Source organism: Thioalkalivibrio sp. ALE19, from assembly GCF_000428605.1.
Lineage (GTDB): Bacteria > Pseudomonadota > Gammaproteobacteria > Ectothiorhodospirales > Ectothiorhodospiraceae > Thioalkalivibrio.
In genome coordinates, this window is the sequence record NZ_AUAG01000019.1 from 1 (window position 1) to 26371 (window position 26371).

At 68.2% G+C, this 26371-nt stretch carries 29 protein-coding genes; 8 read left to right on the top strand and 21 right to left on the bottom strand.

The window, feature by feature from the left end; all coding sequences use genetic code 11:
- The 5 genes from F787_RS0108235 to F787_RS0108255 form a co-directional block, all read right to left on the bottom strand.
- The coding region (locus F787_RS0108235) for a hypothetical protein (protein ID WP_028491886.1) at positions 1-692 on the bottom strand (692 nt) is incomplete at its 3' end.
- Between the two features lie 3 nt (positions 693-695).
- Positions 696-1118 (bottom strand): biopolymer transporter ExbD, encoded by a 423-nt coding sequence (locus F787_RS0108240; RefSeq protein WP_018870591.1) that lies wholly within the window; start codon positions 1116-1118, stop codon positions 696-698.
- Complete coding sequence (locus F787_RS0108245) at positions 1115-1540, bottom strand: biopolymer transporter ExbD (protein ID WP_019590792.1); 426 nt, start codon at positions 1538-1540, stop codon at positions 1115-1117. Before F787_RS0108245 ends, F787_RS0108240 begins: the two co-directional genes overlap by 4 nt.
- Positions 1537-2229 carry a MotA/TolQ/ExbB proton channel family protein gene (locus F787_RS0108250; protein WP_019021364.1) on the bottom strand — a complete coding sequence of 231 codons (693 nt, stop codon included), beginning with the start codon at positions 2227-2229 and terminating at the stop codon, positions 1537-1539. The genes F787_RS0108245 and F787_RS0108250 overlap by 4 nt, the downstream gene beginning before the upstream one ends.
- 54 nt (positions 2230-2283) lie before the next feature.
- Positions 2284-2553 carry a (2Fe-2S)-binding protein gene (locus F787_RS0108255; RefSeq protein WP_019590794.1) on the bottom strand — a complete coding sequence of 90 codons (270 nt, stop codon included), beginning with the start codon at positions 2551-2553 and terminating at the stop codon, positions 2284-2286.
- A 206-nt stretch (positions 2554-2759) separates the two neighbouring features.
- Here F787_RS0108255 and cydD point away from each other — a divergent pair, with 206 nt between their 5' ends.
- The gene (cydD, locus tag F787_RS0108260; RefSeq protein ID WP_028491887.1) at positions 2760-4448 is read left to right on the top strand and encodes a thiol reductant ABC exporter subunit CydD; all 1689 of its coding nucleotides are present in this window, start codon (positions 2760-2762) and stop codon (positions 4446-4448) included.
- On the top strand, positions 4445-6085 hold the full coding sequence (cydC, locus tag F787_RS0108265; protein ID WP_028491888.1) for a thiol reductant ABC exporter subunit CydC: 1641 nt from the start codon (positions 4445-4447) through the stop codon (positions 6083-6085). Before cydD ends, cydC begins: the two co-directional genes overlap by 4 nt.
- Before the next feature lie 103 nt (positions 6086-6188).
- Here the strand turns inward: cydC and F787_RS0108270 are convergent, their stop codons facing one another.
- From F787_RS0108270 to ffh, 12 genes are all read right to left on the bottom strand, one after another.
- Positions 6189-6671, bottom strand: coding sequence for a peptidylprolyl isomerase (locus tag F787_RS0108270; RefSeq protein ID WP_019021368.1), 483 nt, complete (start codon positions 6669-6671; stop codon positions 6189-6191).
- A 160-nt stretch (positions 6672-6831) separates the two neighbouring features.
- Complete coding sequence (gene htpG, locus F787_RS0108275) at positions 6832-8745, bottom strand: molecular chaperone HtpG (RefSeq protein WP_028491889.1); 1914 nt, start codon at positions 8743-8745, stop codon at positions 6832-6834.
- A gap of 33 nt (positions 8746-8778) precedes the next feature.
- Positions 8779-9672 (bottom strand): 23S rRNA (adenine(2030)-N(6))-methyltransferase RlmJ, encoded by an 894-nt coding sequence (locus tag F787_RS0108280; protein ID WP_028491890.1) that lies wholly within the window; start codon positions 9670-9672, stop codon positions 8779-8781.
- 114 nt (positions 9673-9786) lie between these two features.
- Positions 9787-10476 (bottom strand): sulfur oxidation c-type cytochrome SoxX, encoded by a 690-nt coding sequence (gene soxX, locus F787_RS0108285; protein ID WP_042805806.1) that lies wholly within the window; start codon positions 10474-10476, stop codon positions 9787-9789.
- Positions 10477-10706: 230 nt separating this feature from the next.
- The gene (gene soxX / locus F787_RS0108290; protein ID WP_019589191.1) at positions 10707-11387 is read right to left on the bottom strand and encodes a sulfur oxidation c-type cytochrome SoxX; all 681 of its coding nucleotides are present in this window, start codon (positions 11385-11387) and stop codon (positions 10707-10709) included.
- 27 nt (positions 11388-11414) lie between these two features.
- Positions 11415-12224 carry a sulfur oxidation c-type cytochrome SoxA gene (gene soxA, locus F787_RS0108295; protein WP_028491892.1) on the bottom strand — a complete coding sequence of 270 codons (810 nt, stop codon included), beginning with the start codon at positions 12222-12224 and terminating at the stop codon, positions 11415-11417.
- 222 nt (positions 12225-12446) lie between these two features.
- Positions 12447-12959, bottom strand: a complete 513-nt coding sequence (locus F787_RS0108300; protein ID WP_018870603.1) for a methylated-DNA--[protein]-cysteine S-methyltransferase — start codon at positions 12957-12959, stop codon at positions 12447-12449.
- Positions 12960-13002: 43 nt separating this feature from the next.
- Positions 13003-13371, bottom strand: coding sequence for a 50S ribosomal protein L19 (gene rplS / locus F787_RS0108305; RefSeq protein ID WP_018870604.1), 369 nt, complete (start codon positions 13369-13371; stop codon positions 13003-13005).
- 9 nt (positions 13372-13380) lie between these two features.
- Positions 13381-14148 carry a tRNA (guanosine(37)-N1)-methyltransferase TrmD gene (gene trmD, locus F787_RS0108310; protein WP_018870605.1) on the bottom strand — a complete coding sequence of 256 codons (768 nt, stop codon included), beginning with the start codon at positions 14146-14148 and terminating at the stop codon, positions 13381-13383.
- 7 nt (positions 14149-14155) lie between these two features.
- Complete coding sequence (rimM, locus tag F787_RS0108315) at positions 14156-14665, bottom strand: ribosome maturation factor RimM (protein ID WP_028491893.1); 510 nt, start codon at positions 14663-14665, stop codon at positions 14156-14158.
- A gap of 16 nt (positions 14666-14681) precedes the next feature.
- Positions 14682-14942 carry a 30S ribosomal protein S16 gene (rpsP, locus tag F787_RS0108320; RefSeq protein ID WP_018870607.1) on the bottom strand — a complete coding sequence of 87 codons (261 nt, stop codon included), beginning with the start codon at positions 14940-14942 and terminating at the stop codon, positions 14682-14684.
- An 89-nt stretch (positions 14943-15031) separates the two neighbouring features.
- Positions 15032-16420: a signal recognition particle protein gene (gene ffh, locus F787_RS0108325; protein WP_019021373.1), complete on the bottom strand. Its 1389-nt coding sequence runs from the start codon at positions 16418-16420 to the stop codon at positions 15032-15034.
- Between the two features lie 133 nt (positions 16421-16553).
- Between ffh and F787_RS0108330 the strand changes: the two genes are divergently transcribed.
- From F787_RS0108330 to radA, 3 genes are all read left to right on the top strand, one after another.
- Entirely contained in the window at positions 16554-17354 is an 801-nt protein-coding gene (locus F787_RS0108330) for an inner membrane protein YpjD (RefSeq protein ID WP_028491894.1), read from the top strand.
- Between the two features lie 79 nt (positions 17355-17433).
- The gene (locus F787_RS0108335; protein ID WP_018870610.1) at positions 17434-18714 is read left to right on the top strand and encodes an HlyC/CorC family transporter; all 1281 of its coding nucleotides are present in this window, start codon (positions 17434-17436) and stop codon (positions 18712-18714) included.
- Position 18715: 1 nt separating this feature from the next.
- Complete coding sequence (gene radA / locus F787_RS0108340) at positions 18716-20065, top strand: DNA repair protein RadA (protein ID WP_028491895.1); 1350 nt, start codon at positions 18716-18718, stop codon at positions 20063-20065.
- 111 nt (positions 20066-20176) lie between these two features.
- Here radA and F787_RS0108345 read toward each other — a convergent pair whose 3' ends face one another.
- The 4 genes from F787_RS0108345 to F787_RS0108360 form a co-directional block, all read right to left on the bottom strand.
- Positions 20177-20788: a DUF3501 family protein gene (locus F787_RS0108345; protein WP_019569245.1), complete on the bottom strand. Its 612-nt coding sequence runs from the start codon at positions 20786-20788 to the stop codon at positions 20177-20179.
- A 50-nt stretch (positions 20789-20838) separates the two neighbouring features.
- Entirely contained in the window at positions 20839-21144 is a 306-nt protein-coding gene (locus F787_RS0108350) for an encapsulin-associated ferritin-like protein (protein WP_019021378.1), read from the bottom strand.
- A gap of 21 nt (positions 21145-21165) precedes the next feature.
- Complete coding sequence (locus F787_RS0108355) at positions 21166-22512, bottom strand: heterodisulfide reductase-related iron-sulfur binding cluster (protein WP_028491896.1); 1347 nt, start codon at positions 22510-22512, stop codon at positions 21166-21168.
- 90 nt (positions 22513-22602) lie between these two features.
- Positions 22603-23022 carry a rubrerythrin family protein gene (locus tag F787_RS0108360; RefSeq protein ID WP_018870615.1) on the bottom strand — a complete coding sequence of 140 codons (420 nt, stop codon included), beginning with the start codon at positions 23020-23022 and terminating at the stop codon, positions 22603-22605.
- A 198-nt stretch (positions 23023-23220) separates the two neighbouring features.
- On the opposite strand from F787_RS0108360, the gene xseB reads away from it, so the two are divergent.
- The 3 genes from xseB to dxs are packed head-to-tail and all read left to right on the top strand — an operon-like array spanning position 23221 to position 26351.
- A complete protein-coding gene (gene xseB, locus F787_RS0108365; protein ID WP_028491897.1) occupies positions 23221-23505 on the top strand; it encodes an exodeoxyribonuclease VII small subunit in 285 nt (94 codons plus the stop codon).
- The gene (gene ispA / locus F787_RS0108370) at positions 23486-24424 is read left to right on the top strand and encodes a (2E,6E)-farnesyl diphosphate synthase (RefSeq protein ID WP_051076738.1); all 939 of its coding nucleotides are present in this window, start codon (positions 23486-23488) and stop codon (positions 24422-24424) included. The genes xseB and ispA overlap by 20 nt, the downstream gene beginning before the upstream one ends.
- Before the next feature lie 16 nt (positions 24425-24440).
- A complete protein-coding gene (gene dxs, locus F787_RS0108375) occupies positions 24441-26351 on the top strand; it encodes a 1-deoxy-D-xylulose-5-phosphate synthase (RefSeq protein WP_028491898.1) in 1911 nt (636 codons plus the stop codon).
- Positions 26352-26371 lie beyond the last annotated feature (20 nt).

Consider the following 26371-nt stretch of genomic DNA (forward strand, 5'->3'; position numbering starts at 1 on the left):
TGCTGCTCGACCCAGGCCTGCAGTTCGGCAAGGTAGTCCCTCTCCGCCCCGGGGTCGCCGCCGCCCGTGGCATCCGTCTCGGCGGCCCCCTCCGCGTCCCCGGCGGGGCCGGACTCGTCGGCCGTCGGGTCCGTTTCGCCCGGCTCATCGGCCACAGCATCGGTTTCGGCGACCGTCTCGGCCGTGCCAGCGGGCTCCGGTTCGGGCTCCGGTTCGGGCTCCGGTTCGGGCTCCGGTTCGGGCTCCGGTTCGGGCTCCGGTTCGGGCTCCGGTTCGGGTTCCGGTTCGGGCTCGGGCTCGGGCTCGGGCTCGGGCTCGGGCTCCGGTTCGGGCTCGGGTTCCGGCTCGGGTTCAGGTTCGGGCTCGGGTTCGGGCTCGACCTCCTCCGCCTGGCGGACCGGCTGGCGTTCCGGCTCCCGAGCCTCGGCCTCCTCCGGCCGGACCGGCTCGGCCGGGGCGGGCTCGGGCATTTCGGGCTCGACCGGTTCGGCCTCGGCCGTCTCCGCGGGCGGCTCCGCCGCGGCGGCCGGGGGTGCGGAGCCCCCGGCCGCCATGGAGATCTCCAGGCCGCCGACCCCGGCGTCCTCGGCCCCGGTGGGCGGCTCGCGCAGCAACAGGGCCATCGCGACCAGTCCGTGCAGCACCACGGCCAGGATCAGTGCGACCACCCAGTGTCGAATGCCGGGCTGCATGCTTCAGGTCTCCGGCACGGTCAGCAAATCGATACGCTCCACGCCCGCCTCGCGCAGGCGTTCGAGAATGCCGACCACGTCGACGGCCTCGGCGCGGCCATCGGCCTTCACCCGCACCCGCGCCGCATCGCCGTGCCGCTGCAGGTGCTCACCCACCAGACGCGCCATGCCCTCGAGATCGATCTCGTCCTGGTTGACCGCCAGACGCCCCTCGGTGCCCACGATCACCATGAATTCGTCGGGGCCGGGCTGACCATCCACCGCGGACTCCACCGGCTCGACCTCGAACGGATCCACCGCGCTCAGCTGCCCCGCCACCATGAAGAAGATCAGCAGCAGGAACACGATGTTGATCAGCGGCAGTATGCTCTCGTCGTCGTTGCGCGGCCGGTGCGCGACATGAAAGTGGCGTCGCTGGCCGATCATGAGCCACCCTCCCGGATCACGGACAGGTCGCGGACCCCGGCATCGGCCAGCGCCTCGAGGACATCGACAGTGCGCTGCATGTTCACCCCGGCCACCGGCATCACCAGCACGCGGGTGTCGGCATCCTCCGCCAACCGCGCGGACACGCGTTCGCGCAGTTCAGCGGCGGGTACCGCAATGCCGCCCAGACGCAGATCATCGGGCCGCACCTCCACCAGCATTGCGCCTTCCATGGAGCCGGCTCCCCCGGCCTCGGCCGGGGCCTCCAGTTCCACGGCGCGCCAGTCGAGGAAACTGGAGGCAAGCATGAAGAACACCAGCAGGATGAAAACGACGTCGATCAGCGGCGTCAGGCTGATCAGGTTACGCCGGCGCGGGCGACCGGTGTCCAGCGTCGGCTGTTCCGCCGGGGCACCGGTCATTGGCTGGCGGGCTCCGCATCCGCGGCCTGCTCGCGCGGGGCCGGGGTCATCAGCTGGCCGGTGAACAGCCGCGTGACCGCGTCATCCATGCGATGCGCCACCCGCTCCACGCGGGTCTCCAGCCAGTTCAGCGCGGCCACCACCGGGATCGCCACGGCCAGGCCCACGGCGGTGGTCAGCAGGGCTTCCCAGATGCCCCCGGACAGGATCGCCGGATCCACCTGGCTGCCGGCTTCTTCCAGCGCCTGAAAGGCCTTGATCATACCCATGACCGTCCCCAGCAGGCCCAGCAGCGGCGCCAGCGCACCGATCACCTCCAACGGCCGCAGACCCTGGCGCAGGGACTGGATGGTCGCGTTGCCATACCGCACGACCTCTTCCCTCACGGTGGCTTCGGACACGCCGGAGCGCAATCCGCGAATACCGCGCGCCACTGCGCGCGCTGCCGGGTTGGGCGTGGCTTCGGCATGCCGAATGGCGGCCTCCGGGTCCCCACCGTGGAACAGTTCCAGCGCCTGTTCGGCCGGACGCACGTCGGTCACCCGCAGCTGCCAGAGCTGCCAGAGTTTTACCAGTACGAACGCCAGTGCCACCACCGACGCCACCAGCAGGATGGCCACCACGGGCCCGCCCGCGTCCAGAAACCCGGCGAAGCGCTCGCCCGCCAGGGACTCGATCAATGCATTCATGCTGGATCCCGAATTCGTTGCCTGAAGGGGCGCGCGCGGCGCACCGGACCGATCCTAGGTGGCCGCGCAGGCCCCCGCTGCCATGCTCCCGGCCGTCACCGGAATGCCCGCGAAGCCCCCGGCCGGAGCGTGTCCGGCCACCGGCTCGCCCGCGCGATCCGCGCAGTCGCGCAGGATCCCCCGGGCCCGCCGTGCGCACTTTCCGCAATCACCGCACACACCCAGCTGTTCGCGCAGATCGCGCATACGGACGCGGGTATCACTTTGCGCCACCAGCTCCCGAATCTGGCGTTCGCGCACGGCATTGCAGACACATACAATCATCTTTGACGGCTCCGGCCCCTGGCAATGGGTGGATGAGGCGACATTACCGCTAATGAGAATGCTTTTCAACACTATTCTTTTCAGGTGTGTCGGCCCCCACCCGTTGCCGGGTCCATTGATCAGCATCTTCTTATAGATTAGTTTCGAATTTCCGTCCCGGGGCCGCCCCGGACCCGCGGACCCCGCCCCGTCACAGAAGGATTTCGATGCCCGCCGACGCCCCCGACTCCGGCCTTCCGCGCCCCGGCCCCTGGCTGCAGGCGCGCATGCGTCCGCACCGCCACTGGCTGCTGGGCGCCACCGCCGCCGGGCTGGGCGCCACCCTGGCCACCGTGGCCCTGGCCGGCCTGATCGCCTGGGCAGTCCACATGGCGCTGTTCGCACCGGACCGTCTGCCACTGGGCATGGTGCTGGCGGGCGCGGCGGTGGCGGCGGTCTTGCGCTATGCCCTGCAGGCCCTGCGCGATGGCGCCGGCCATCGTCTGGCGGATGCGGTCAAGCGTGAACTGCGCGAGGAACTGCTGGACGCGGCCCGGCGCGACGGCCCCGTCCATCTGGCGCACCGGGCCCCTTCAGGGGCCTGGGTCGATCACTACCTGCGGCGAGTGGAAGACCTGACCGGCCACTACGCCCGCTACCTGCCCGGCACCCGCATGGTGATCCTGACCCCGCTGGTGCTGCTGCTGACGGTGGCCTGGCTGGACTGGCTCGCCGCCGGACTGCTGCTGCTCTCGGCACCGCTGATTCCCGCCTTCATGGCCCTGGTCGGCATGGGCGCCGAACAGATCCACCGCCGCCAGCAGGACGAGGAGAACCGCCTCGCCGGGCACTTCCTCGACCGCCTGCGCAGCCTCGACTTCCTGCGCCGCGCGCGCGCCACGCAGGCAGCCCGCGAGGCGGTGGTGGCCGCCAGCGACGAACACCGTCGCCTGACCATGCGCGTGCTGCGGGTCGCGTTCCTGTCGTCGGCGATCATGGAATTCTTCAGCGCAGTCGCCATCGGCCTGCTGGCGATCTATATCGGTTTCGGCCTGTTCGGGGCGATCGACTACGGCCCGGCCGGCAGCCTGACCCTGTTCACCGGGCTGTTCATCCTGGTGCTGGCGCCCGAATATTTCCTGCCCCTGCGCCAGTTCGCGCAGAGCTATCACGACCGGGCCGCCGCCCTGGCCGCGGCCGAGTCCCTGGCGCCCCTGCTGCAGCCGGCCGGTGGCCCCGTCTCCGTCCCGGCCGGGGTGCCGGACAGGCCGCGCACGGCGATACACCTGGCCGGAGTGCAGGTGCAGTATCCGGATACCGCCCAACCGGCCCTGCACGACATCGACCTGCAGATCGGCCGCGGGGAACACCTGGCGGTGACCGGCCCCAGCGGCTCCGGCAAGTCCACCCTGCTGGCGCTGCTGGCCGGTTTCCTGCGGCCGGCCGACGGCGCGATCCGCGTAGCAAGCGACCTGCAGCGGTTCGTGTGGATCGGCCAGGACGCCCACCTGTTCCACGGCAGCCTGCGCGACAACCTGCAACTGGCCAGCGCCGAACCGGTAAGCGACGCGGCGATGCACGACGCCCTCGCCCGCGCCGGGCTGCCGGTCGATGACCCGCAGCTGCCGGACGGGCTGGATACCGCCATCGGGGAAGGCAACACCGGAATCTCCGGGGGGCAGGCCCAGCGCATCGCGATGGCCCGCGGGATCCTCGCCGGGCATCCGCTGTGGCTGCTGGACGAACCCACCAGCGCGCTCGACGAGGCGACCGAGGCCGCCCTGCTGGACACCCTGTTCGCCCTGGCCGCCGAGCACGACATCACCCTGGTCATCGCGGCCCACCGCGGTGCCATCCGGGAACGTGCCAGCCGGGTGGTCCGGCTGGCCGAAGGCCGCGTGGAGAGCCTGGCATGACGGACCGCGAATACCTGCAACGCCTGTTCCGCGCACGCCTCGGCTGGAGCCTGCTGGCCTGGCTGCTGCTGGCGGTGACCTGGGTCAGCGGCATCGTGCTGCTCGCCCTGTCGGGCTGGTTCATCACCGCCACGGCGCTGGCCGGGGCCGGCATGCTGGCCACTCTGGACATCTATTCACCGTCCGGCGGGATTCGTGCGGCGGCGGTACTGCGCACCGTGGCCCGCTATTTCGAGCGCGTGACCGGACACGAAGCGGTCCTGCGCATCCTCGCCGACCTGCGCGCGACCACCTTCCGCCAGCTGGCGCGCTGGCCGGCGCGAAGCCTGGCAAGTCTGCGCAGCGGCGACCTGCAGGCCCGCCTGACCAGCGACATCGACACCCTGGACGCCATCCCGCTGCGGGTGGTGGGACCGATGGTCGGGGCCCTGCTGGCGCTGGTCGGCGCCGTGGCGATCGCCCTGTGGCTGGCCCCGCCGCTCGCCGCGGTCATTCTGCTGGTCGCCGCCGCGATCACCCTGATCACCGCCGGGCTCGCGGCGGCGGCCGGTCAGCGCCATGGCCGCCGGCTGGTGCAGGAAGAATCGAATGAGCGCGTGGCCCTGCTGGACTACTTCGGCGGGCTGCCGGAACTGACTGCGTTTGGCCGCCTGGAGGAACGCCGCGCGGCCCGGGCCCGGCGAGCCCGCGAGGGGGCCGCGCGGCGCCTGACCCAGGAACGCGCCGGGGTGCTGGGCGAACAGGGGGTCCAGCTGGTGGTGATGCTGACCACCCTCGCCATGCTGGGCTACGCGCTGCATGCCTACGCCGAAGGGCTGATCTCCGGGCCGGTCGCCGTGCTGCTCACCCTGATGACCCTGGGCCTTAACGAGGCGCTGGGCAGCCTGCCCGGCGCCTGGTGGCGCCTCGGCGAGAGCCTGGAAGCGGCGCGGCGCCTGCGCGAGACCGAGGCCGAAGCCGAGGGTCCGGAGCCCGCCGGGGCAGAACCCGTCGAACTGCCCCCCGGCCCGCTGGAAGCGCGCGGCCTGAGCGTCGGCTTCCGCGCCGACCGCCCGCTGGCCGGCCCGCTGGACATCCGGCCGGAACCCGGTTATCCGCTGGTGATCCACGGCATCAGCGGGCGCGGCAAGACCGCCCTGCTGGAGACCCTGGCCGGCGAGCTGGCACCCACCGGCGGCGAACTGCGGTGGGGCGAGCAGGATCTGACCACGCTGGATCCCGACACCCGCCACCGGGTGATCGGCTACCTGCCCCAGCGCGTGCGCCTGCTGGACGACAGCCTGGCCGCCAACCTGCGCCTCGGCCGCCCCGATCTGCCCGCCGACCGCCTGTGGGCCGTGCTGGATCAGGTGCGCATCGCGCCGCTTCTGCAGCGCATGGGCTACAGCCTGGAGTATCCGCTGGGCGAAGATGCCGGCAACCTCTCCGGCGGGCAGGCACGCCGGGTGGCGCTGGCCTGGCTGCTGCTGCAGGACCGGCCGGTTGCCCTGCTGGACGAACCCTTTGCAGGACTGGACGAAGCCACCGAGGCGGCGATCCTGGAGCGCATCGGGCCCTGGCTGGAGGCGCGGCAGACGGTCATCGTGACCCACGCACCCCGGCGCATGCCGGCGCACTGGCCACGGCTGGCGCTATAGGGACGTTTTCGGGAGAACAGGCGAGGGAAGAAAGACCCGGCGACCGCGGGGCTGCGACCGCCGGGGGTCCCGGACCGGGCGGGGGCCGGCCCGGCAGGCAGGATCAGTGCTCGTGACCGCCCGGCCCGTGGGCGTGACCGTGTTCCAGTTCTTCCGCGGAGGCCTCGCGCACGTCCACCACCTCGACATCGAAATTGAGGGTCTGGCCGGCCAGCGGATGGTTGCCATCCACCGTGGCGGTATCGCCCTCGACCTTGGTGACCGTCACGGTCAGCGGACCGTTTTCGGTCTGGGCCTGGAACTGCATGCCCGGCTCGATCGAGTCGACGCCCTGGAAGGCCTCCATCGGGACTTCCTGGACCATGGCGTCCAGCTTCTCGCCGTAGCCTTCTTCCGGCGGCACCGTGGCCTGGACCTTGTCACCGGCGGCCTTGCCTTCCAGCTGGCGCTCGAGGCCCGGCACGATCTGGCCGTTGCCGTGCATGTAGGCCAGCGGCTCGCGGCCTTCGGAGCTGTCGATGGTCTCACCGGCGTCGTTGGTGAGCTTGTAGTGGATGGACACCACGGAGTTCTGCGCGACTTGCATTGGGCTTTGCTCTCTTGAGATATGGCCCGACAGGGTAACGTGCCCGCCCCCTTCGCGTCACAGGCCCCGGTCACGGTGCCGGAATCCCGGCGCGCAAACAAGAACGCCGGGCAGGAGCCCGGCGCATGCGTTGCGTACAGAGTCCGCGGCGGGCGACCGCTCAGGCCGCCTGCAGCAGGAACCGGTTCAGGCGCTGCACGAACCCGGACGGATCCTCCAGCTGCCCGCCCTCGGCCAGCAGGGACTGTTCGAACAGCAGCGAGGCGAGATCGTTGAAGTCGTCGCCTTCCGCCGTCTTCAGCCGTTCGACCAGCGGATGCTGCGCATTGACCTCCAGTACCGGCTTCGAGGAGAAGGTCTCCTGTCCGGCCTGCTTCAGCAGCTCCTGCAGATACAGCGCCATCTCGTGCTCGCCGAGTACGATGCAGGCCGGCGAGTCCACCAGCCGCTTCGACGGGCGCACGGAGTCGACCCGGTCACCCAGCGCGCTCTGGATGCGCTCGGGCAGGTCGCCCAGTTCGTCGTCCTTCCGGTTCTCGGCGTCGTCCGTATCATCGGAATCCTGCTCGCCGATGATGTTGTCCAGATCGAGATCGCCCTTGGCGACGTTCTTGATCGGCGTACCGTCGAACTCGCGCAGGTTGGACAGCAGCCACTCGTCCACCCGGTCGGACAGCAGCAGCACCTCGATGCCGTGCTTGCGGAACACCTCCAGATGCGGGCTGTTGCGCGCGGCGGCGGCGTTGTCGGCGCTGATCACGTAGATCGCGTCCTGCCCCTCCTTCATGCGGGCCTTGTAGTCCGCGAAGGAGACGTTCTGCGTGTCATCGTCGTTGTGCGTGCTGGCAAAGCGCAGCAGACCCGCGATCTGCTGCTGGTTGGCGAAGTCCTCGCCGGGGCCTTCCTTGAGCACGCGGCCGAAGTTGTCCCAGATCCCGGCGTATTTCTCCGGCTCGTTCTTCGCGATGTTCTCCAGCAGGCCGAGGATCTTCTTCACCGAGCCGGACCGGATGGAATCCACCAGGCGGTTGTCCTGCAGGATCTCGCGCGAGACGTTCAGCGGCAGGTCGGCCGAGTCCACCACCCCGCGCACGAAGCGCAGGTAGTTCGGCAGCAGCTTCTCCGCGTCGTCCATGATGAACACGCGCTTCACGTACAGCTTCACCCCGTGGCGTGCGTCGCGATCCCACAGGTCGAACGGCGCCCGGCCGGGGATGTAGAACAGCGTGGTGTACTCCTGGCGGCCTTCCACGTGGTTGTGGGTCCAGGCCACCGGGTCCTCGAAATCGTGCGCGATGTGCTTGTAGAACTCGCGGTATTCCTCGTCGGAGATCTCGCTCTTCGGCCGCGTCCACAGTGCACTGGCACGGTTGACGGTCTCCCACTCGTCCGTGGGATTGCCTTCGTCGTCCTGCTTGCGCATGCGGATCGGGAAGGCCACGTGGTCCGAGTAGCGCCCGATCACGTGGCGCAGGCGCATCGGCTCGAGGAACTCGTCGGCGTCTTCCTTGAGCGTCAGGGTGATCTCGGTGCCCGGTTCCGCGCGCTCGCATTCGGCGAGGGTGTATTCGCCATCGCCCTTCGACTCCCAGCGCGTGCCGGCCTCGACCCCGGTACCGGCGCGCCGGGTCTCCACGCGCACGTGGTCGGCCACGATGAACGAGGAATAGAACCCGACCCCGAACTGCCCGATCAGCTGGGCATCCTTCTGCTGGTCGCCGGTCAGCTTCTCGAGGAAGGCCCGGGTACCCGAATGGGCGATGGTCCCGATCTGCTGGATCACCTCGTCGCGCGACATGCCGATGCCGTTGTCGCGCACGGTCACGGTGCGGGCATCCTTGTCCACGTCCACGTCGATGTGCAGCTCGGCCGGCTGCGGGATCGCCTCGGGGTTCGCGGTCGCCTCGAAGCGCAGCTTGTCGCAGGCATCCGCGCCGTTGGAGATCAGCTCGCGCAGGAAGATCTCGCGGTTGGAATACAGCGAGTGGATCATCAGCTGCAGCAGCTGGCTGACCTCGGTCTCGAACTGGCGGGTTTCCGCGCCGGCGGCTTGCTCGGTCCGGGTTTCGGTCATGGGATTACGACTCCGTGATGGGTTCGGATGGGTTCAGACATTGGCAACACGCCGAAGGGTGGGGTCGCCGCCGCCTTCTTCAAGCCCCTCGGCACGATAAAGCGCCCCCTCGCCCTGCGGATCGAGACAGCCGAGCACCGCAGGCAGCGTTGCGGCCAGCTCTTCTTCCAGCTGCCACGGCGGACGCAGCACCAGCATGCCGGACCCTGCGAGCCCGGGATGCGCCCCGCGCTCCGCACCGGGATCATCACGCAGGCGCAGTTCGCTGCGCACCCAGGGGATGCTCCGGGTGCACAGCCGTTCGACCAGGGCATGATCCGGACGCCCCGCCAGCACCGGATACCAGACCAGCACCATCCCGGTGTTCCAGCGCTCCAGGATGGTCTCCGCGATCTCCGCCACCTCGCGGTATTCCGCCGGGCGTTCATACGAAGGGTCCAGCAAGGCGAACCCGCGCCGCGGCTGCGGCGGGAACAGCCCGCGGGCGGCCTCGCGCGCATCGCGCCGGTGCACATGGCAGCGCGCATCCCCGGCGAACGCGCGCTGCAGGCGTTCGTGGGCCTCGGGGTGCATCTCGCAGGCCACCAGCCGGTCATTCTCGCGCAGGGACGCGCGGATCAACGCCGGTGATCCCGGATACCCGTCGGTCCCGGCCACCTGCTGCACGGTCTCCAGAAACCCGGTCACCGCCTCCGGCAGCGCGGTTTCGCAAGCACAGGCGCGCAGGCGCTCGATGCCGAGCGCCGCCTCGCCGGTCTTGCGCGCCCGCTCGCCGCCCAGGTCATAAACCCCGGCCCCGGCATGCAGATCCAGCGCCACGAACGGCTTGTTCCGCCGCTGCAATGCCGCCAGCACCGCGCGCAGCACCAGATGCTTGTGGATATCGGCGAAATTGCCGGCGTGGTAGTCGTGCTGATAGCTGAGCATGGCTCGCTCCCTTTCGCCCCGGCCATAAAAAAACCACCGCGGCGGACCACGGTGGCTGGACTTCCTTGCGGCCGGCTCCGGGTCACGAAGCGCGGCGCCCGCTGCGGGTGCAGTTTACTGGTTTACCGGGGACTCCGGGTCCAGCAGATAGGCCATGATGTGGCTGATCTCCCGCTCGCTCAGCAGTTCGTTGGAACCGAACCGGGGCATCTCCGTACAGGGGAAATACTGGTGCGGATTCGAGATCACCTCATGCGCATACCGCAGGGACGCGTCGTCGGTACCCCGGCCGTTGCCGTACCCGGCCAGGCTCGGCCCGATCGTGCCATAGACCGGCTCGTTCGGGTCCATCTGGTGACAGGCGTAGCAGTTACCGCCGGGAGTGCGCGTGGAATGGTCGTCGTTGCGATGCCCCACGCGGAACCCGTAGCCGGAACGGGCCAGCTCTGCGCCCCGCTCCCAGTCACCCAGACGTGGCCCCCCGGGGGGTGCCTCGTAGCTCTCCCGGGCGAGGGTGATCACCTCCTGCACCTGATCGTCCGGAAGCTCCCCTCCGACTACGGAACATGCACGCTGCAGGTCATCCTGCTCCATGCGCCCGCGGGCCGAACCGCCTTCCTGAACGGGCTGGTCCAGTCGATAACTGTCCGATTCGAACACGATATGTTCAACCAGTTCGTCCGTCTCCATCGAGGCGATGTCGATCTCGCCCTCGTCGGCGTCGCCGAAGAACTGACACCCCGTGGTGAACAACGCCGCCGACACGGCAAGCGGCAACCCCCAACGTACCCTGTGGCCTGGCATCCCTGATGTCTCCCCGATTCCGTTTCGCCGCCGAACTCGCGACCGCAGCCACACCGGCGGCACCGGCAGGGTGCACGGCGGCGCCCGGTTAACCCCGGATCGCGGGTGCGATGGTGAATAATGTCTGGTCCCGTGGCGAATGCCCCGGGAGGGGGCCGCCGCGAGGAACGCGGCGGCCCGGGTCACGATCCGCCGAACGGATCGTCATGCAGCCTTGCGGCTGCCCCGGATCAGTTGTTGACCGGGGACTCCGGATCCAGCAGATAGGCCATGATGTGGCTGATCTGCTCCTCGCTCAGGAGGCCCTGGAACCGGGGCATTTCCGCACACGGGAAGTACTGGTGCGGGTTGTGGATGACCTGATGGACGTATTCCCGGATGGCCTGGCTGTCGCCGCGGGTTGCGCCGTAGTTCACCAGGCTCGGCCCGATGGTGCCCTGCGTGGGACCTTCCGGATCGAACACGTGGCAGTTGACGCAGTTGCCGCCGGCTTCGCGGGTCGAATGGTCATCGTTGCGGTGACCGATCCGGTAGCCGTAGCCGGAGAACGCCAGCTCTTCACCGCGTTGCCAGTCGCCCAGCTCGATGTCGCCTTCCGGGGCCTCGTACTGCTCGCGGGCCAGAGCCACCACACGGCCGGCGGTCTCGCCGTCCGGGTCACCCTCGATCGAGCAGGCCGCCTGGATCTCGTCCTGGGTCATGCGCTCTTCCATGGTACCGCCTTCCTGCGGGACCTGATCGAAGCGGAAGCTGTCCGACTCGAAGATCATGTATTCGGCCAGCTCGTCCGCACTCATCGCAGTGATGTCGACGTCGTCCGACTTGTTGCCCTCGGCCACGGCGCAGCCCGTTGCCAGCGCGACGGTTGCAAAGGCGGCCACACCGGCCGCAACAGTATTTTTCTTGAACATGCTTGCTGTCTCCTATTGCGTCCGGGGTTACCGCTTCAGGTCGGGCAGGATCGCCGGTTCGCCACGCGCCGCGTCATTCCAGAAAGCGATGAGCGCGGTGTTGGCCATCGAGTCCGGCCGGATGCCGGCGTGGCGCATCTGCCACACGCAACCACGGATGCGGTGGTTCTGACTGCGGACGTTGTCGTGCCCGGCACGCTGGGCCGGCCAGGAGACCGCCTTGGTCCATTCCTGGGAATCGCGCATCTTGGGCAGGACCGACGCACGAATGCGCTTGCCGGACTGACCGTGACAGGAGGCGCAGTTGAAGTCCTGAGCTCCGCCGCGACGGAAGAACAGCTTCTCGCCGGCCGCGATCATCGCCTGTTCCTCGGGATGATCGTTCTGCGGCTGCCACTCCATGCCGGAAGACTGCATGGCGATATAGGTGGTCAGCTGCATGATGTCCGAACCGCTGCCGTGGCGCTGCGCGACGGCCGCGTCATCGGCGTCGTAGCCCTGGATTTCCTTCATGCAGTGCACCAGGCGCTGCTCGAAATCCATGACCTTGCCGACGTCCTCGAAGTAGCGCGGCAGCTCCACGTAGGCGCCTTCCAGCACGCCCTCGCCCTTGCCGAAGTCGCAGCCTTCCAGCGATGCGTTGTTCGGCCCGCGTTCCTCGTAGAACAGCTGCTCGCCGTCTTCCGCCACCCACAGGGCGGGGTTGTCCGGCATCATCATGATGTTCTGCTCACTCTGATGCAGATACGCCGAATCGGGATTGGCGTCGAGCAGCTTCTGCAGGACATCGGTCGGGTCCTGCCATTCGCCGGCCTGGGCAGCGCCCCCGACCGCCATTGCTACGGGCAAGGCGAGCAATGCTTTCTTGAACATGGAAACCTCCATCACACGGTTTTATTCGATGGGCCCGGGTCTCCGTCGCCCGAACCTACGCTGCAGAGTGCGGAATGCGTGAACACCGTGTCAACAAACAAACGCTATATTAGCGTTTCCTAAAAGTCTGTTTTTCAAGGGTTCTTGCAGTCCGGCACCGATAGGCAGACGCCCCGGGGAACGGATCTATTCCCCTTTTTGCAAAAAGTTCCCGTTGATTTCGGTTTGCCGGTTGGCTTCGTGGCGCAGGAGGGCCTGTTTGGCGGCGGCCAGGGGGCCCGCAACCTGGCCGGCGTATCCCCCCGCGGATCCGCGATCGGGGGCGGCGCCGGCCGGCAGGACACGATGACAGGGGATGAACAGGGGCCAGGGATTGGCACGACAGGCCTGGCCCACGGCCTGCGGCGAGGAGCCGATGGCGCGGGCGATCTGGCCGTAGGTGCGGGTTTCGCCGACGGGGATGCGGGTCAGCGCGTGCCAGACCCGTTGCTGATGCGGGCTGCCGGGCGGCAGGCAATCGGGCGGAACCCAGGCACGCGGGTCCCGGGCGTAGACCTCGGGAGCGAAGGGCAGGCGCAGCGGGACGGGAACCCGCGTCTCATGGCCTTCCCAGCCGAGCAGGAGAAGGGAGTTTTCAGGGTCGCAGGCATACACAAAGGCCAGCGATGCACCCGGGAGGATGCAGCGCCGGCCTTGCATGCGCTCGCGCGGGGGTCCGCGGGACCAACCGCGGCCCGGAGGGTCAGCCGCGACCCTTGGCCCGGGCGCGCACGTCTTCCTTGATGCGCGCGGCCTTGCCGGTACGATCGCGCAGGTAGTACAGCTTGGCCCGACGGACCTTGCCGCGACGCTTGACCTGAATCTCGGCGATCTGCGGGCTGTGGGTCTGGAAGGTGCGCTCCACTCCGTTGCCGTAGGAGGTCTTGCGCAGGGTGAACGCGGAGTTCAGGCCGCGGTTGCGCTTGCCGATCACTACGCCCTCGAAGGCCTGCAGGCGCTCGCGCTCTCCTTCGCGCACCTTGACCTGCACCACCACGGTATCGCCCGGGCCGAAATCCGGGACATCGGATTTCATCTGCTCGGCTTCCAGTTGCTGAATGACGTTATTCATTGCTCGACCTCAATCATCGCTCTCGGAGCGGACGCCACCTCGCGGGTGACGCTCGCGGTATTCGTCCAGCAGGGCCTGATCCGTGCCCCCCAGTTCGAGCCGGGCCAGCAGATCCGGCCTGCGGCTCCATGTACGCCCCAGCGCCTCACGGCGGCGCCAGCGGCGGATCGCGCCGTGGTCGCCTCCAAGGAGGACGCCGGGGACGCGGTGTCCGTTCAGTTCCTCCGGCCGGGTGTAGTGCGGACAGTCCAGCAGGCCCTCGCTGAAGGAATCCTGCTCGGCGGAATCCGCATGCCCCAGCACCCCGGGCCGGAGGCGGGCGCAGGCATCGATGATCGCCATGGCGCCCAGTTCCCCGCCGGAGAGCACGTAGTCTCCCAGCGAGATTTCTTCATCGACTTCGGCTTCGATAAAGCGTTCGTCGATCCCTTCGTAGCGGCCGCAGACCAGCGCCACCCGCGGTCTTGCCGCGAGGGCCCGGACCCGCTGCTGATCCAGCGGCCGTCCCTGCGGTGTCAGCGCGACCACGTGCAGCGCCTCGCGGCCATCGGCCCGGGCGGCGTCCAGCGCCCCCTTCAGCGGCGGCACCTGCATGACCATGCCGGGGCCGCCGCCATAGGGCCGGTCGTCCACCGCCTGGTGCACCCCGCTGGCCCAGTCCCTGGGATTCCAGGTCCGCAGGTCCATCTGCCCGGCCTCCACGGCCCGGCGCGGGATGCCCCATTGCGTCACGGATGCGACCAGCTCCGGGAACAGGGTGATGACGTCGAAGCGCATCGCCGCGTCAGTATTCCGGATCCCAGTCCACCCGGATCCGTCCGCCCTCGAGATCGACCTCGAGGATGTACGGACCCTGCACCCAGGGGATCAGCCGCTCGCGTTCACCGCTCACGACCATCACGTCATTGGCGCCGGTCTCCATGAAACCGGTGACCGTCCCCAGCGGCGTGCCGTCGACATGTTCAACGGACAGGCCCTGCAGGTCGGCCCAGTAGTACTCGCCTTCTTCCGCCGGGGGCAGCCACTCGCGTTCGATCGCCAGCTCGGCCCGCATCAGTCCGTAGGCGGCATCGCGATCGGCCACCCCGGCGAACTTGATGACCACGCCGGGGCCGTGCGCGCGGCCGCTTTCAATCTCCACCAGCCGCCATCCCTTGGCCTGCTTCATCCACAGGCGGGGGAAACCGGTGATGGCGTCACGCGGCTCGGTCTCGGAAAAGATCCGGACCCAGCCCCTGACGCCGTAGACCCCGGAGACGCGTCCGACGCGGATGCGCTCACCCGCCTCGCTCACCTGCGTCTCCCGGAGGTCAGGCCGCCGCAGCCTGCTGCTTGCGGTACCCCTTGACCAGGTGCTCCACGCGCTCGGACATGCCGGCGCCGTGGCTCAGCCAGTAATCGACCCGCTCGAGGTCGATCTTCAGCGGGATTTCCTGACCGCGGGCAACCGGATTGTGAAAACCGACGCGCTCGATGTAGCCGCTGTCGCGGCGGGCGCGGGAGTCGGTCACCACGATCGAGTAGAAGGGGCGCTTCTTGGCGCCGCGGCGTGACAGACGAATTGTAAGCATGAAGTCTTGAACCCCGTGAAGTTCGGTTTCGCGAGAAAACGCGCGATTATAACGAATTGCAGCGCCAAGACAAGGCCGAAGCCCCATCGTCAGCGTTTCGGCAGGCCCCCTCCGGGGCCCCCAGGGCCGCCCATGCCGCCCATTTGTCCTCCAAGGGCCCGCATCATTTTCGATGCGCCGCCCTTGGAAAATTTCTTCATCGCCTTGCTCATCTGGGTGTGCTGCTTGAGCAGGCGGTTGACGTCCTGGATCTGGCAGCCGGAGCCCGCGGCGATGCGGCGCTTGCGCGACCCCTTGATGATGTCCGGGTGGCGGCGTTCCTCGTCGGTCATCGAGGAGATCACGGCCTGCATGCGCCGGATCTCCTTGTCGCCGGCCTGATTCTTGATCGCCTCCTGCATCTTGCCGCCGCCGGGCAGCTTTTCCAGCATGCTGCCCATGCCGCCCATCTTCTCCATCTGGGCCAGCTGTTCGCGCAGGTCGTTGAGGTCGAAGCCGCGCCCCTTCTTCAGCTTTCGCGTGAGCTTTTCGGCCTTTTCCTCGTCGACCTGCCGCGAGGCTTCTTCCACCAGGGAGACCACGTCGCCCTTGCCGAGGATACGGGACGCGATACGTTCCGGATGGAAGGGCTCGAGCCCGTCGGGGCGTTCGCCGGTGCCGATGAACTTGATCGGCACCCCGGTGATCTGCCGCACCGACAGGGCGGCACCCCCGCGGGCATCGCCATCGGCCTTGGTCAGCACCACACCGGTCAGCGGCAGGGCGTCACCAAACGCGCGCGCGGTGTTGGCCGCGTCCTGCCCGGTCATGGAGTCGACCACGAACAGGGTCTCCACCGGTTCGACCGCCGAGTGCAGGGTCTGCACCTCGGCCATCATGTCCTCGTCGACGTGCAGGCGCCCGGCGGTGTCCACCAGCAGCACGTCGATCCCTTCGCGGCGGGCCCGCTGCACCGCGTCGGTGGCGATGTCGTCGGGCTTCTGCGAAGTATCGCTGGGGTAGAAGGTCACCTCGACCTGGCCGGCCAGGGTCTCCAGCTGCTGGATCGCGGCGGGGCGGTAGACGTCGCAGCTGACCACCGCCACGCGTTTCTTGTCGCGCTCGCGCAGGAGCTTCGCCAGCTTGCCGATACTGGTGGTCTTGCCCGCGCCCTGCAGGCCGGCCACCAGCACCACCGCCGGCGGCTGCGCGGCCAGATTGAGGGAGGCGTTCTCGCCACCCATGGTCGCGACCAGCTCGTCGTGCACGACCTTGATCAGGGCCTGCCCCGGCGTCAGGCTGCCGATGACCTCCTTGCCCAGCGCCTTTTCCTTGACGTCCTTCACGAACTCGCGCACCACCGGCAGCGCGACGTCGGCCTCGAGCAGGGCCATGCGCACTTCGCGCAGGGCCTCCTGGATGTTGTCCTCGGTCAGGCGCGCCTGACCCTTCAGACGCTTCATCGTGTCCTGGAGGCGACTGGAAAGGCCGTCGAACATGGGACGTGTCTCCTGCGGATGAAATCGGCGGGGCGCGGCCCGCATCGAATCGAGCATTATACCCGTGACGGGGGTCTCCTGCAGCGCGCGATGACGAAGTGCATTCGCGGGCGTGACAAGGGATAATCCGCGCATGATCACGATCGCCGGAACCATCGCCGTTTTTCTGTACCTGATCGCGCTGGGCTACCTGGCCCTGGGCATACGCGACCGACCGCTGGCCGCCGGGCACCCACGCGGACCGCTGGCAGTGTGGCTGCTGGCGCTGATCGCCCACATGGTGGCGCTGGTCCCGGCGATCGCGACCGGCACCGGCTGGAACCTGTGCCTGGGCAATGCGCTGTCGGCGTCGATGTGGCTGGTGGCGGCCCTGCTGTGGGTCACCGCCCTGCGTCACCCGCTGGCCAGTCTCGGGATGGTGGTCCTGCCACTGACCCTGCTGGCCGCGCTGACCGCGCTGCTGTGCGACGGCGACGCCCGCTACGCGACCTCGGCCGGCATCGCGGTGCACGTACTGTTTTCCGCCCTGGGCTGGGCTTTTCTTGCACTATCCACCGCGCAGGCTGCGGTGATGACCGCCCAGCACCGCGCCCTGCACGACCACCACACGCGCGGGATCGTGCGCTACCTGCCGCCGCTGTTCTCCATGGAGCTGTGGCTGTTCCGCATGATCTTCATCGGCTGGCTGTTCCTCGGGCTGAGCCTGCTCTCGGGCTTCATCTTCGTCGACGACCTGTTCGCTCAGGACCTGGTGCACAAGTCGGTGCTGTCGATCCTGGCCTGGCTCATCTTCTCGGTGCTGCTGCTGGGGCGCTGGCGGCTGGGCTGGCGCGGGTCGCGCGCGCTGGCCTGGACCACCGGCGGCTTCGTCGCGCTGGTGCTGGCCTACTTCGGCACCAAGCTGGTGCTGGAGGTCATCCTCGGGCGCGTCTGAGCCCCTGCCCCGGCGCTTGACAGCCTCGCGGGGCTTGCCTGAAATGGAGCCAGCCCACCCCTGACCGCAGGTCGCCCCGTTGCAAGAAATCCCGCTGTCCGTCCTGTTCGGCGCGCTGGTCGTGCTGTTCCTGCTGTCGGCCTTCTTCTCCGGGTCGGAGACGGCACTGATGGCGCTGAACCGCTACCGCATGCGGCATCGCGCCCAGACCGGGCACCGCGGGGCGGCGGATGCCGCACACCTTCTGGAACAACCGGATCGGCTGATCGGGCTGATCCTGCTGGGCAACAACTTCGTCAACATCCTGATCGCCCAGATCGCCACCATCATCGGCTGGCGGCTGTTCGGCGACACCGGGGTGGCCATCGCCACCGGCGTGCTGACCCTGACCCTGCTGATCTTCGCCGAGACCGCGCCCAAGACCCTGGCGGCCCTGCACAGCGAGCGGGTCGCCTACCCCGCGGCACGAATCTACCGCATCCTGATGCGGGTGCTGTGGCCGGTGGTATGGCTCATCAACCTGCTGGCCAACAATTTCCTGCGGCTGTTCGGGGTGCCGGTGGATGCCCGCCAGCGCTCGGCCCTCAATGCGGACGAGCTGCGCAGCGTGGTCTCCGAGGCGGGCTCGCTGATCCCTCCGAACCACCGCCGCATGCTGCTCAACCTGCTGGATCTGGAGCGGGCCACGGTCGAGGACATCATGATCCCGCGTAACGAGATCGTGGTGCTGGACCTGACCGAGCCGTGGAACGAGGTCCTGGACCAGCTGCTGCACGGCAGCTTCACCCGGTTGCCCGTGGTCGAGGGCGAGCTGGACCGGGTGCTGGGCTTTCTGCACCTGCGCGATGTCCTGCCGCTGATCGAGCGCGACGAGTTCGGCCCCGAAGAACTGCGCCAGGTGGTGACGGCACCCTGTTTCATTCCCGAAGGGACGCCGCTGAACCGCCAACTGATCAACTTCCAGCAGCAGCGTCGCCGGATCGGGCTGGTAGTGGATGAATATGGTGACATCCAGGGCCTGATCACCCTGGAGGACCTGCTGGAGGACATCGTCGGCGAATTCACCACCGACTCGCCGACCATGAGCGACGACGTGCTGTTCCAGGACGACGGCGCGGCGATGGTCGACGGCGGCATCCACCTGCGCGAGATCAACCGCGCCCTGGCGCTGGACCTGCCGCTGGACGGCCCGCGCACCCTCAGTGGGCTGATCGTGGAGCACCTCGAGAGCATCCCCGAAGCCCCGGTCAGCGTGCGCATCAACGGCGTGGTAATGGACATCGTGCAGATCAAGAACAACACCATCCGCACCGTGCGCATCCCGCCGGAACACCACAGCCCGACCACCCCGGAAGACTGACATGGCCCGCAGCAAGACCCAGTACATCTGCCGCGCCTGCGGCGCGACCTCGCCCAAATGGGCCGGCCAGTGCGGGGAATGCGGCGCCTGGAACACCCTCGAGGAGGCCGCGCCGGTCGCCTCCGCCGGGCCGCGCGGCGGCGGCTATGCCGGCGAGAGCGCACGCATCACCCGGCTGGGCGAGGTCGAGACCGGCGAGCTGCCGCGCACCTCCACCGGCATCTCCGAACTCGACCGGGCCCTGGGCGGCGGCCTGGTGACCGGCTCGGTGATCCTGATCGGCGGCGACCCCGGCATCGGCAAGTCGACCCTGCTGCTGCAGACCCTGGCCGCCCTGCCACCGGAACAGACCCTGTATGTGACCGGCGAGGAATCCGCCCAGCAGGTGAGCATGCGCGGGCAGCGCCTGGGGCTGGAAGTGGACGGCCTGCGCCTGCTGACCGAGACGCAGGTGGAAAACATCATCGCCACCTGCGAAAGCGAGCGCCCCGGGGTGCTGGTGATCGACTCCATCCAGACCCTGTTCACCGCCGTTTCGCAGTCGGCCCCGGGATCGGTCAGCCAGGTGCGCGATGCCGCCGCCGCCCTGGTCCGGCTCGCCAAGCAGCGCGGCATCACCGTGATCCTGGTCGGCCACGTGACCAAGGACGGGCAGCTGGCCGGCCCGCGCATCCTCGAACACATGGTCGACACCGTGCTGTACTTCGAGGGCGACCCGGACGGGCGCTACCGCATGCTGCGGGCGGTCAAGAACCGCTTCGGCGCGGTCAACGAACTGGGCGTGTTCGCGATGCTGGAGACCGGCCTCAAACCCGTCTCCAACCCGTCGGCGATCTTCCTGTCACGCCACGAGAACCCGGTGCCCGGCAGCGTGGTGATGGTCACCCGCGAAGGTACGCGCCCCCTGCTGGTGGAGGTCCAGGCCCTGGTCGCCGAGAGCCACGCCTCGCAGCCACGACGCATCACCGTGGGCCTGGAGCAGAACCGCCTGACCATGCTGCTGGCCGTGCTGCACCGCCATGGCGGCGTGGCCCTGTTCGACCAGGACGTGTTCATCAACGTCGTCGGCGGCGTCCGCGTGACCGAGACCGCCGCCGACCTGCCGATGCTGGCCGCCGCCCTGTCCAGCCTGCGCGACCGCCCCCTGCCGCAGGAACTGCTGGCCTTCGGCGAGGTGGGCCTGGCCGGGGAGATCCGCCCGGTCCCCAACGGCGAGGAACGCCTGCGCGAGGCCGCCAAGCACGGCTACACCCGAGCCATCGCCCCCGCCGCCAACGCCCCGCGCAAGCCGATCAAGGGCATGGAAGTAGTCGCCGTCTCGCGCCTGGGGGAGGTGCTCGACGCGCTGTAAGCCGGAAGTCGGCATAACGGGCCGCGCAGAGCCGGCAACGACCACTCCGAATCCATAAGAAAGGGCGCCCGCCGGGGCGCCCTTTCTTAATCGGCCGGCCTGGCCTCACCGTCAATTGACGGCGTCGAGATCCGCCGCCAGGGATTCGCGCATGCCCTCGGGCACGGCATCCACGCGGTGGTTGTAGTTCTCGTGGTCCACGCCGGCGGCGATGGCCGCGCCGGATTTGGCCGCCGACACCATTGCGGGCGTCAGCTCGAAGCGCAGGAAGTGCACCGACGAGGTCTTGTCCTCAGTCTCGCGGTCGAGGTCTTCGTTGGCGATGGGGTAGACCTTGTCGTGGCCTTCCACCTGCACCCAGGTCACGCGCTCGATGCCGATCAGCTTCGACAGCTGCACCTTGCGCTCGTCCGCGTCGGGGAATTCGACCATCATGGTCGCCTTCCAGTTGGAGCCGTCCGGGATCAGCGGGTTGTAGGCACCCAGCTCGTCCTCGATGCCTTCGCGGTCGAAGATCTTCTCGACCCGCAGCATCTCCTGGATCTGGTACTGCATGGTCATGCGATCCTCGAAGTGCAGGGTGACCGCAGGACCGATCTGCAGCACGCGGTGGCGCTTGTGCTCCATCACGTCGCGGCGGAATTTGGGCCGTACCTCGGAATACTGTTCCAGGGAATACAGGTCGTCACGGCTGAGCTTGTCCACGTTTTCCTCCGTTACCATGTTCTCACCTCCTCGAGCACCGGGAGCCACATCACCCGCGCGGGGGGGCATCAGTGGTCGTGATGCTGGCTTTTGTCGGTGTAGTCCTTGTCGGACCAGAGATTGTCTTTGAGTTCGCGATCGAACACCGGGTTCCGGCGCCGGATCCACTCCAGCACCATCGCCGCATGTTCGATCTCCTCGTCGCGGTTGTGCGCGAGGATCGCCTTCAGTTCGGGATCCTTGCAGGCGTCCATGCGCTGCTGGTACCAGTCGACCGCCTCGAGCTCTTCCATCAGCGAAACGATGGCGCGATGCATCTCGCGCGATTCGTCGCTGAGCTCCTCGACCGGTTCGTGGTAGCTGTCACTGGCCATTCGCTTCCCTCCTGATGGGTGTTACAGCCCGTAGGCCTGACGCAGCAGCGTCAGCGGGTGCTCGGGCTGCTTGTCGTCGTCCTTCATGCCGTTCTCGATCATGTGGCCGGCCATCGGGCAGTCACTGGAGAAGTGGTCCGCCTCGGCTTTCTGCACCCGGTTCACCACGGGCCGGCAGATCTTGCTGGCCGTCTCGTAGAACTCGCTTTTCACGCCATAGGTACCGTCATGCCCGGAACAGCGCTCGACGGTCTCGATCTCGGTGTCCGGCACCAGCTTGAGCAGATCGCGGGTCTTCAGGCCCATGTTCTGCACGCGCAGATGGCAGGCGGCGTGATAGGCGATCTTGCCCAGCTTTTCCGGGAAGTCGGTGTTCAGCTTGCCGTCCTTGTGGCGCTCCATCAGGTACTCGAACGGGTCGAAGATACGATCGCGTACCGTGGCCACGTCCTGTTCGTCGGGGAACATCAGGGGCAGTTCCTGCTTGTACATCAGCACACAGGATGGCACCGGGGCGACGATGTCGTAGCCCTGGTCGATCATCTTCTTCATCGCCGGGATGTTCGCGTCCTTGGAGGCCTCCACGGACTCCAGGTCACCCAGCTCGAGCTTGGGCATGCCGCAGCACTGCTCCTTCTCGACCAGCGTGACCTCGATGCCGTTGTGCTCGAAGACCTTGACCAGGTCCTCGACCAGGTGCGGCTCGTTGTAGTTGCCGTAGCAGGTGGCATACAGCGCGACCCGGCCCTGAGTGGCACCGGCCGGTTCCGGGTTGCTCACCCCGCCGGACACCTTCGACACGCGCGAACGGCCCTTGTTCGAGTGATACTCGGGCACCGGGGCGTCCGGGTGCACGCCGACGGTCTTGTCCAGCAGCTTGCGCACGGTTCCGTTCTTGTTGGCCGCGTTGACCGCGCCGGCCACCACCGGAATGCCCGCCAGCTTGCCCACCGTGTCGGTACTGGAGAGCAGTTTGTGCGAGGTCTTCGCACCCTCGTTCTGGAACCGGAATGCCTTGGCCCGCAGCATCAGGTGCGGGAAATCCACGTTCCACTCGTGCGGCGGGACGTAGGGGCACTTGGTCAGGTAGCACAGGTCGCACAGGTAGCAGTGATCCACCACCTGCCAGAAATCTTTCTTGTCGACCCCGTCGACTTCCATGGTCTCGGATTCGTCGACCAGATCGAACAGCGTGGGGAATGAATGACACAGACTGACGCAGCGCCGGCAGCCGTGGCAGATATCGAAGACGCGCTCGAGTTCGTTGAACAACGATTCCTCGTTGTAGAACTCGGGGTTCTTCCAGTCCAGTGGATGGCGGGTCGGGGCTTCGAGACTGCCTTCACGTTGATGGGTCGGCGCAGACATTCATCCCTCCGGATGTTCTGATTGTTCTTTTCTTGCAGACAAGACGGGGCCGGCTGAGCCGGCCCCGCTGCGGGACACGAGCCGCGACGATCAGTCGTCCAGCTGGTCCAGCGCCTTCTGGAAGCGGTTGGCGTGGGAACGCTCCGCCTTGGCCAGGGTTTCGAACCAGTCGGCGACTTCGTCGAAGCCTTCGTCGCGCGCGGTCTTGGCCATGCCCGGGTACATGTCGGTGTACTCGTGGGTCTCGCCGGCGACCGCGGTCTTCAGGTTGGCTTCGGTGCCACCGAATTCCAGGCCGGTGGCCGGGTCACCACAGTCCTCGAGGTACTCGAGATGCCCATGGGCGTGGCCGGTTTCACCTTCCGCGGTGGAGCGGAACACGGTAGCCACGTCATTGTAGCCTTCCACGTCCGCCTTCGAAGCGAAGTACAGATAGCGACGGTTCGCCATCGATTCGCCGGCAAACGCTTCCTTCAGGGCTTCTTCGGTCTTGCTGCCTTTCAGATCCATGATGTCTCTCCTTCTTCGTATGGGTTCTACACAGACACAACGAGCGAGTGTCGCATCGAGTGCAGACAGTGATTTAGACTCTGTCTAAACCGTACGGCAAATGTATGCCCTGCCCCCGGCCCTGTCAACCTGCCCCCTCGTGCTTTTCACGCACGCGCGGATCCGGTACTTTGGCCGTTTTTGCAGCCGACAATCGCCATGTCCGACGAGACTCCCGATCCCGCACCCGGAACCCCGGCCGACTTCGAAGCCAGCCTGGAGGCCCTGGAGAGCCTGGTGGCCCGCATGGAGTCGGGCGAGCTGGGTCTGGAACAGTCGCTGGAGGAGTTCCAGCAGGGCATGCAGCTGGTCGATCGCTGCCAGCGGGCCCTCGACGAGGCCCAGCGGCGCATGGAAGCCCTGACCAACGAAACCTCCGGCAATCCGGAAGCCGCCAGCGGGACCCCGCCCGCGACGGATGACGATGACCCGGTGCCCTTCTGATCCGGACCCGCGGACGCCCGACGTGACAGCCACCACCTCGCCCGAACAGGCCATCCCCGCGTACCAGGAACGCATCGAGGGGGTCCTGGACCGAGCCCTCGATCCCGCCGGCGCGCCCGACGCCCGTCTGATCGAGGCGATGCGCTATGCCACGCTCTCCGGCGGCAAGCGCCTGCGCCCGCTGCTGGTGTATGCCACCGGCGAGGCCCTGGGGGCCCCGCAGGACGCGCTGGATGCCGCAGCCGCGGCGGTGGAGATGATCCACGTCTACTCGCTCATCCACGACGACCTTCCGGCGATGGATGACGACGATCTGCGGCGCGGGCGCCCGACCTGTCATCGGGCCTACGACGAGGCCACCGCGATCCTCGCCGGCGATGCCCTGCAGGCGCAGGCCTTTGTCACGCTGTCGAGCGGGACGGCGGCACTGCCGGCCGGGCGCGCCCCGGTCATGCTGCAGGAACTGGCCCGCGCCGCCGGCCTGCAGGGCATGGCCGGGGGCCAGGCCATCGATCTGGGAGCCTGCGGCGGGCGCCTGGATCTGCCGGGGCTGGAGGGCATGCACCGGCTGAAGACCGGCGCCCTGATCCGCGCCTCGGTTCGCCTGGGCGGGCTGGCCGGCGGCGCCGACGACGCCCTGCTGGCGCGCCTGACCGACTACGCCGAATGCATCGGCCTGGCCTTCCAGATCCGCGACGACATCCTGGACGTCGAGGGCGATCCGGAGACCCTGGGCAAGGCCTGCGGGGCGGATGCACGCCTGGACAAGTCGACCTTCCCCGCGCTGATGGGACTGGAAGCCTCGCGCGAACGTGCGGTGGCGCTGGTCGACCAGGCCCTGGAGGCGCTGCAACCCCTGGATGCAGAGGCCGATTTGCTTCGCCATCTCGCGCGTTACATTGTCGATCGCATCCACTGAGCCGGTGCCCTCCGCGATGCAAGCCACCCCCCTCCTCGATGCCATCGAGTGGCCATCCGATCTGCGCGCCCGACCGGGCGCCGAACTGCCGGAGATTGCCCGGGAGCTGCGCACCTTCCTGATCGACAGTGTCTCGCGCACCGGCGGACATCTGGCCGCCAACCTCGGGACGGTGGAACTGGCGATCGCCCTGCACTACGCCTTTGATACCCCGGACGACCGGATCGTCTGGGACGTGGGGCACCAGGCCTATGCGCACAAGATCCTGACCGGGCGGCGCGAGGCCATGGCGACCCTGCGCCAGCACGGCGGACTGGCGGGCTTCCCCAAGCGCGCGGAGAGCGAATACGACGCCTTCGGCGCCGGGCATTCCAGCACCTCCATCAGCGCCGCCGCGGGCATGGCCCTGGCCGCCCGCCACGCAGGCCTCGACCGGCGCCACGTGGCGGTGATCGGCGACGGCGCGATGACCGCCGGAATGGCCTTCGAGGCGCTCAACCACATCGGCGAGCTGGACTGCAACCTGCTGGTCATCCTCAACGACAACGACATGTCCATCTCGCCCAACGTGGGCGCGATGAACCAGTACTTCACCCGGCTGCTGTCGGGGCGCCTGTACAGTTCGATGCGCGAGGGCTCCAAGCGCATGCTGGAGTTCGTGCCGCCGATGAAGGCGTTCGCCCAGCGCGCCGAGGAGCACATGAAGGGCATGCTGGTACCCGGCACGCTGTTCGAAGAACTGGGCTTTCGCTATTTCGGGCCGGTCGACGGTCACGATGTCAGCGGTCTGGCCGGCATCCTCAAGAACCTGCGCGGCGGGCACGGACCGCAGCTGCTGCACGTGGTCACCCGCAAGGGCCAGGGCTATGCCCCGGCCGAAGAGGACCCCTGCCGCTATCACGGCGTGTCCAAGTTCGAACCGGAGAACGGTCTCGCCCCCTCCGGTCCGAAGGCACCGACCTACACCGATGTCTTCAGCCAGTGGCTGTGCGACCAGGCGGCGGCCGACGAGCGCCTGCTGGGCATCACCCCGGCGATGCGCGAGGGCTCGGGCCTGGTCGCCTTCTCCGAACAGTACCCGCAGCGCTACTTCGACGTCGGCATCGCCGAGCAGCACGCAGTGACCCTGGCGGCCGGCATGGCCTGCGAGGGCCAGCACCCGGTGGTCGCGATCTACTCGACCTTCCTGCAGCGGGCCATGGACCAGGTCATCCATGATGTCGCCCTGCAGGATCTGCCGGTGCTGTTCGCCATCGACCGGGCCGGCATCGTCGGCGCGGACGGCCCCACCCATGCCGGTACCTTCGACATTGCCCTGCTGCGCAGCGTACCCAACCTGCTGCTGATGGCCCCGGCCGACGAGGCCGAATGCCGCCGCATGCTGGCGACCGGCTTTGCCTGGAACGGCCCGGCCGCGGTGCGCTATCCGCGCGGCAGCGGCCCGGGCACGGATCCGGGCGACCGTCTGGATCCGCTGCCGGTGGGCGAGGCCGAGATCCGTCGCGAGACGGGCGCGGACGGTGCGGGGGAACGCATCGCCATCCTGTCCTTCGGCGCCCTGCTGGATACGGCGCTGGAGGCCGGCGAAGCCCTGGATGCGACGGTCGTCAACATGCGCTTCGTCAAGCCGCTGGATACCGCCTGCCTGGCCCGCCTGGCGGCGGAACACGACCGCCTGGTGACGCTGGAGGATCATGCCCGCGCCGGCGGCGCCGGCAGCGCGGTCCTGGAGTGGCTGTCGGCGGAGGGGCTGGACATCCCCTGCCAGACCCTCGGCATCCCCGACCGCTTCACCGAACACGGGCCGCGCGAGACCATCCTCGCCGAATGCGGTCTCGATACCGCCGGCGTGCTGGCAGCGATTCGCCACGCGGCCGGGCAGGAGAATTGCGCCGCACCGGGCGGCCGGCTAGGCTTTGCAGGCTGACAGCCATCTCCCGGCCCGCC